The 5,077-nt window shown below is 72.8% G+C and carries 7 protein-coding genes; 5 read left to right on the forward strand and 2 right to left on the reverse strand.

Annotation, left to right across the window (positions count from 1 at the left end; translation table 11 throughout):
* The coding region (locus L615_RS15345; RefSeq protein ID WP_145725636.1) for a transposase at nucleotides 1-176 on the forward strand (176 nt) is incomplete at its 5' end.
* Between the two features lie 39 nt (nucleotides 177-215).
* Here L615_RS15345 and serB read toward each other — a convergent pair.
* Nucleotides 216-1,436 carry a phosphoserine phosphatase SerB gene (serB, locus tag L615_RS15350; RefSeq protein WP_028654034.1) on the reverse strand — a complete coding sequence of 407 codons (1,221 nt, stop codon included), beginning with the start codon at nucleotides 1,434-1,436 and terminating at the stop codon, nucleotides 216-218.
* Between the two features lie 31 nt (nucleotides 1,437-1,467).
* Complete coding sequence (locus L615_RS24325; RefSeq protein WP_145725637.1) at nucleotides 1,468-1,770, reverse strand: hypothetical protein; 303 nt, start codon at nucleotides 1,768-1,770, stop codon at nucleotides 1,468-1,470.
* Nucleotides 1,771-2,296: 526 nt separating this feature from the next.
* On the opposite strand from L615_RS24325, the gene L615_RS15360 reads away from it, so the two are divergent.
* The 4 genes from L615_RS15360 to L615_RS24330 form a co-directional block, all read left to right on the forward strand.
* Entirely contained in the window at nucleotides 2,297-3,103 is an 807-nt protein-coding gene (locus tag L615_RS15360) for an ABC transporter ATP-binding protein (protein WP_028654032.1), read from the forward strand.
* A 9-nt stretch (nucleotides 3,104-3,112) separates the two neighbouring features.
* Complete coding sequence (locus tag L615_RS15365; RefSeq protein WP_028654031.1) at nucleotides 3,113-3,589, forward strand: NfeD family protein; 477 nt, start codon at nucleotides 3,113-3,115, stop codon at nucleotides 3,587-3,589.
* A gap of 19 nt (nucleotides 3,590-3,608) precedes the next feature.
* Entirely contained in the window at nucleotides 3,609-4,712 is a 1,104-nt protein-coding gene (locus L615_RS15370; RefSeq protein WP_028654030.1) for an SPFH domain-containing protein, read from the forward strand.
* Nucleotides 4,709-5,077: TSUP family transporter (locus L615_RS24330; protein ID WP_261376719.1), on the forward strand; the 369-nt coding region annotated here is incomplete at its 3' end. The genes L615_RS15370 and L615_RS24330, both read left to right, overlap by 4 nt.

A 5,077-nucleotide genomic window follows, 5' to 3' on the forward strand; every position in this document is an offset into this window, starting at 1 on the left:
CAGGAGGCAGGCCGCCTGCCTTCGACGCGAAGGCCTACAAGGGCCGCAACGTCATCGAGCGCTCCTTCAGCGACCACAAGCAATGGCGTGGCATCGCCACCCGCTACGACAAGCTCGCAGTCGTCTATCGGGGCGCGGTCGTCCTACGCGCCATCACCATCTGGCTCGCGACTTAGGAGACACGCCCTAGGCGGGCCGCTCCGGGCGGCTCCGGGTCAGGCGATCGGCGGTGCCGGGGTGACGATCCCGGCCTCGGCGTCGGCCGCCTCGATCTCCTCCCGGCTGATGCCGAGCAGGTACATGATCGTGTCGAGGTACGGCACGTTGAGCGAGGTGTCGGCGGCCTCGCGCACCACCGGGCGGGCGTTGTAGGCGATGCCCAGGCCGGCGGCGTCGAGCATGTCGAGGTCGTTGGCGCCGTCACCGATCGCGATGGTCGCGGCGACCGGGACACCGAGGTCGGCGGCGAACTCGCGCAGCGCCTGCGCCTTCCCGGCCCGGTCGACGACGGGACCGACGACCTCGCCGGTGAGCCGGCCGTCGACGATCTCGAGGGTGTTGGCGCGGGCGCGGTGGATGCCCAGGTCCGCGGCCAGCCGGTCGGTGATCTGGCTGAAGCCGCCGGACACGATCGCGAAGCGGTAACCGAGGCGGCGCAGCGTGCGCACCATCGTCCGGGCGCCGGGGTTGACGACGATGGCGTCGTACACCTCGTCGAGCACGGAGGCGTCGAGCCCGGCCAGCAGCTTGACCCGCGCCCGCAGCGACTGCTCGAAGTCGAGCTCGCCGCGCATGGCGCGCTCGGTCACGTCGGCGACCTCGGCGCCGTAGCCCGCATGCTCGGCGAGCATCTCGATGACCTCGCCCTGGATGAGCGTGGAGTCGACGTCCATCACGATCAGCCGCATGCCGTGGCGCAGCAGGTTGGCCGGCTGGACCGCGACGTCGATGCCGTGGCGGGCCGCCTCGGTGGCCAGCAGGGTGCGGAGCCGGTCCGGCGCGGCGCCCGAGACGTGCAGCTCGATCGCGGTGACGGGGTAGCGCGCCATCCGCTCGATCCGGTCGATGTTGCCGCCGCAGTCGGCGATCCGGCCCGCGATCGCGGCCATGCCAGACGCCTTGAGCGGAGCGCCGATGACGGTGACGTGGGCGCGGTGCGGCGACCGGCTCCGGTTGTCACCGGACCCCTTCTCGAACTCGACGTTCATCCCGAGCGCCTCGACGGTCTGGGTGACTGCCTTGCGCAGCTTCTTGCCGTCGCGGGGAGCGGTCACGAGCACGCCGAGCACGAGCCGCCCGCGCATCAGCATCTGCTCGAGGTCGACGACGGAGACGCCGGCGCCGGCGAGGGTCTGCAGCACCGCCGAGGTGACCCCGGGGCGGTCGGTCCCGGTGACGGTGATCAGCAGCGTGTCGGGGGCGTCGTGAGTGCTCATCGCGGCTGCAGGCTATCGGCTCTCGGGCGGGTCACCGTGACGGTGGCCAGCCGTCGGGCGAGCAGGCGGCGCCGAGGGCGTGCCGGGCGGTCCGCTCCAGCGGCTCCAGGGCCGCGCGCCGCGCCGTCGCCTCGGCGGTGCTGAGGGCGCCGCCGTCGTCCTCGAGCGCGAGCCGGGCGACGTCGAGGAGGTGCAACGCGCGGCCCGCGAGGTCGATGCAGCGGCCGGGGACGCCGTCCGGCGCCTCGAGGGGTACGGCGGTGCGCAGGTCGTGCAGGCGGTCGGGGGCGCCCCCGGCGCGGCTCTCCAGCGATGCCCGCTCCTGGCGCAGCACGCCCTGCTCCTGGGTGAGGGTCGGCGACCTCCGGCTGCCAGCTCGCCACGTCCAGCTCGGCGAGCGTGCTCACCGCCTCGAGCAGTGCGGCCCGCAGCGACCGGTCCGCCTCGCCCAGGTCCGGCGGCGGACGCCGCTCGGCCGGCATCAGCGTCCACTCGACCGCCTGGCCGACCTGCGCCGGGACCAGGGCGCTCGAGGCGCCCAGCAGCAGGGCTGCCTCGCCGGCGTCGATGGCGGCCGCGTTGAGGTCCCGCGGTCCGCGCAGGCCGGCGGGGTCACCGGACGCCGGGAAGGACGCCCCGACGGCCGTCGCACCGCGGTTGCGGGCGTCCGCGAGCTCGAGCAGCAGGGGAGAGGCGCCCGAGGGACCGCCGACGACGTGGGCGACGTCGTCGCCGAGCACGCCGTCGAGGAAGGCGTCGGGCCCGATCCGGCCCTGCAGCCACGCCGTGCCCCACCACGCGAGGCGGGCAGATGCGGGGAGACCACTCACGGCATGACCCTAGTCGTTAGGGTTGCCTGCATGTCCGCCGTGCTCGAGCTCGCCGAGGTGACCGTCCGGCGTGGCCAGGCCACGCTGCTCGACCGTGTGAGCTGGGTCGTGCGCGAGGGCGAGCGGTGGATCCTGCTCGGCGCCAACGGCGCGGGCAAGACGACGCTCATGCAGGTCGCGGCGGCCCAGATGTACCCCACCACCGGCGCGGTCGGGGTGCTCGGGGAGCTGATCGGCACCGTCGACGTCTTCGAGCTGCGCCCGCGCATCGGTGTCTCCAGCGCCGCCGTCGCCGAGCAGATCCCGCGGCAGGAGAAGGTCCGCGACGTGGTGGTGTCGGCGTCGTACGGCGTGCTCGGCCGCTGGCGCGAGGAGTACGACGACGTCGACCACGCCCGCGCCGACGCACTGCTGCGGGAGGTCGGCGTCATGCACCTCGCCGACCGCACCTTCGGCACCCTCAGCGAGGGGGAGCGCAAGCGCGTGCAGATCGCCCGGGCCCTGATGACCGACCCCGAGCTGCTGCTGCTCGACGAGCCCGCTGCCGGGCTCGACCTGGGCGGTCGCGAGGACCTGGTGTCGACCATGTCGGTGCTGGCCTACGACCCCGCCTCACCGGCGACCGTGCTGGTCTCGCACCACGTCGAGGAGATCCCGCCCGGCTTCACCCACGTGCTGATGCTGCGCGACGGGGCGGTGGTCGCCCAGGGGCCGATGGAGACGACCCTGACGGCCGAGACCCTGTCCGCCACCTTCGGCATGCCGCTGGTGCTCGAGAAGCACGAGGGCCGCTACGCGGCGCGACGGCGGCAGCACCGCGGTCGCGGGATGTCCTAGGGTTCGGCCATGGACTGGCTGCGCGACCACCTCTGGGAGACCTGGCTCGCCGTCGGGATCGCGCTCGCGCTCGCCGAGCTGCTGAGCCTTGACCTGTTCCTGCTGATGCTCGCCGGCGGCGCGCTGGCCGGCATGGGTGCCGCGCTGGTGACCGACAGCATCGTCGTGCAGGTGCTGGTCGCCTCCGCGGCGTCGCTGCTGCTCCTCGCCGGCGTCCGCCCGCCGCTGGTCCGCCGCCTGCACGGTGGTCCGGAGCTCGTGCTCGGCCCGGCCAGCCTCGTCGGCGCGCGCGGGGTCGTGACCGAGACCGTGGCCGAGCACCGGCCGGGCCGTGTGAAGATCGGCGGCGAGAGCTGGCTGGCTGTCTCGGCCGGCGCCGAGGCCGGCATCGAGGTCGGCCGTACCGTCGAGGTCGTCGCCATCAACGGGGCCACCGCCCAGGTGCGGCCCGTGTCCGACCCCCCGTCCCTGCCCGGAGCACCCTGACCCTCCGAAGGAGCCCCCCATGGTCGTGCTGGTCATCCTGATCCTGCTGCTGCTCTTCGTGATCACCGTGGTCGCGAAGTCCATCAGGGTCGTGCCCCAGGCCTACACCGGCATCGTCGAACGGTTCGGCAAGTACAAGGAGACGTTGCCGGCCGGCCTCAACTTCGTGGTGCCCTTCATCGACAAGGTGCGCTACATGATCGACCTGCGCGAGCAGGTCGTGAGCTTCCCCCCGCAGGCGGCGATCACCGAGGACAACCTGACCGTCGACATCGACACGGTCATCTACTTCCAGGTGACCGACCCGATCGCGGCGACCTACGAGATCTCCAACTACATCCAGGCCATCGAGCAGCTCACCATGACCACGCTGCGCAACGTCGTCGGTGGCATGGACCTCGAGCAGACCCTGACCAGCCGCGAGTCGATCAACAGCGGCCTGTCGGCCGTGCTCGACGAGACCACCGGCCGGTGGGGCATCAAGGTCAAGCGCGTGGAGATCAAGGGGATCGACCCGCCGCCGTCCATCAAGGACGCGATGGAGAAGCAGATGCGCGCCGAGCGCGACAAGCGCGCGCTGATCCTGTCCGCCGAGGGCCAGCGCCAGTCCGCGATCCTCACTGCCGAGGGCAACAAGCAGTCCCAGATCCTCAACGCCGAGGGTGAGCGCGAGTCGCAGATCCTGCGCGCCCAGGCGGAGCGGGAGGCGCAGATCCTGCGCGCCCAGGGTGAGGGCCAGGCCATCCAGACCGTCTTCCAGGCGATCCACGACGGCCGCCCGGACCAGTCGCTGCTGGCCTACCAGTACCTCCAGATGATGCCGAAGATCGCCGAGGGCGACGCCAACAAGGTCTGGGTCATCCCCTCGGAGATCACCAAGGCGCTGGAGGGCCTCGGGTCGTCGATCCACGAGGTCGCCGGCATCCCGAAGTCGACCGACGGCCCCGCCAAGCGGGTCGACATGGGCCCCACGGCGACCGAGCCGGTGCGCACCTCGAGCACGAGCGAGGCGGTCCAGCAGGCGCTCGCCGCCGCCGAGGACGCCGCCCACCCCGGTCAGCCGGGCCAGCCGGCCGAGCTCCCCACGGAGCCCCCGGCCGGTGAGGAGCCCCCTGCCGGGTGAGCCTCCTCGACGTCCTCGCCGTCCTGCTCGCCGGCGTCGGCGCCGGCACCATCAACGCCGTCGTGGGCTCCGGGACCCTGATCACCTTCCCGACCCTGCTGGCCATCGGCATCCCGCCGGTGACGGCGAACATGTCCAACAGCCTCGGGCTCGTGCCCGGGTCGGTCGCGGGCGCGATCGGCTACCGCAGCGAGCTGGACGGACAGCGTTCGCGCATCCTGCGACTGCTCGTGCTCTCGACGTCCGGTGGCGTGGTCGGGGCGGTGCTGCTGCTCGTGCTGCCGCCCGACGCCTTCGAGGCGGTCGTGCCCGCGCTCATCCTGCTCGGCGTCGCGCTGGTCATCGTGCAGCCCCGGCTGGCGCGG

This window comes from Nocardioides sp. J9 (assembly GCF_007829375.1).
GTDB lineage: Bacteria > Actinomycetota > Actinomycetes > Propionibacteriales > Nocardioidaceae > Nocardioides.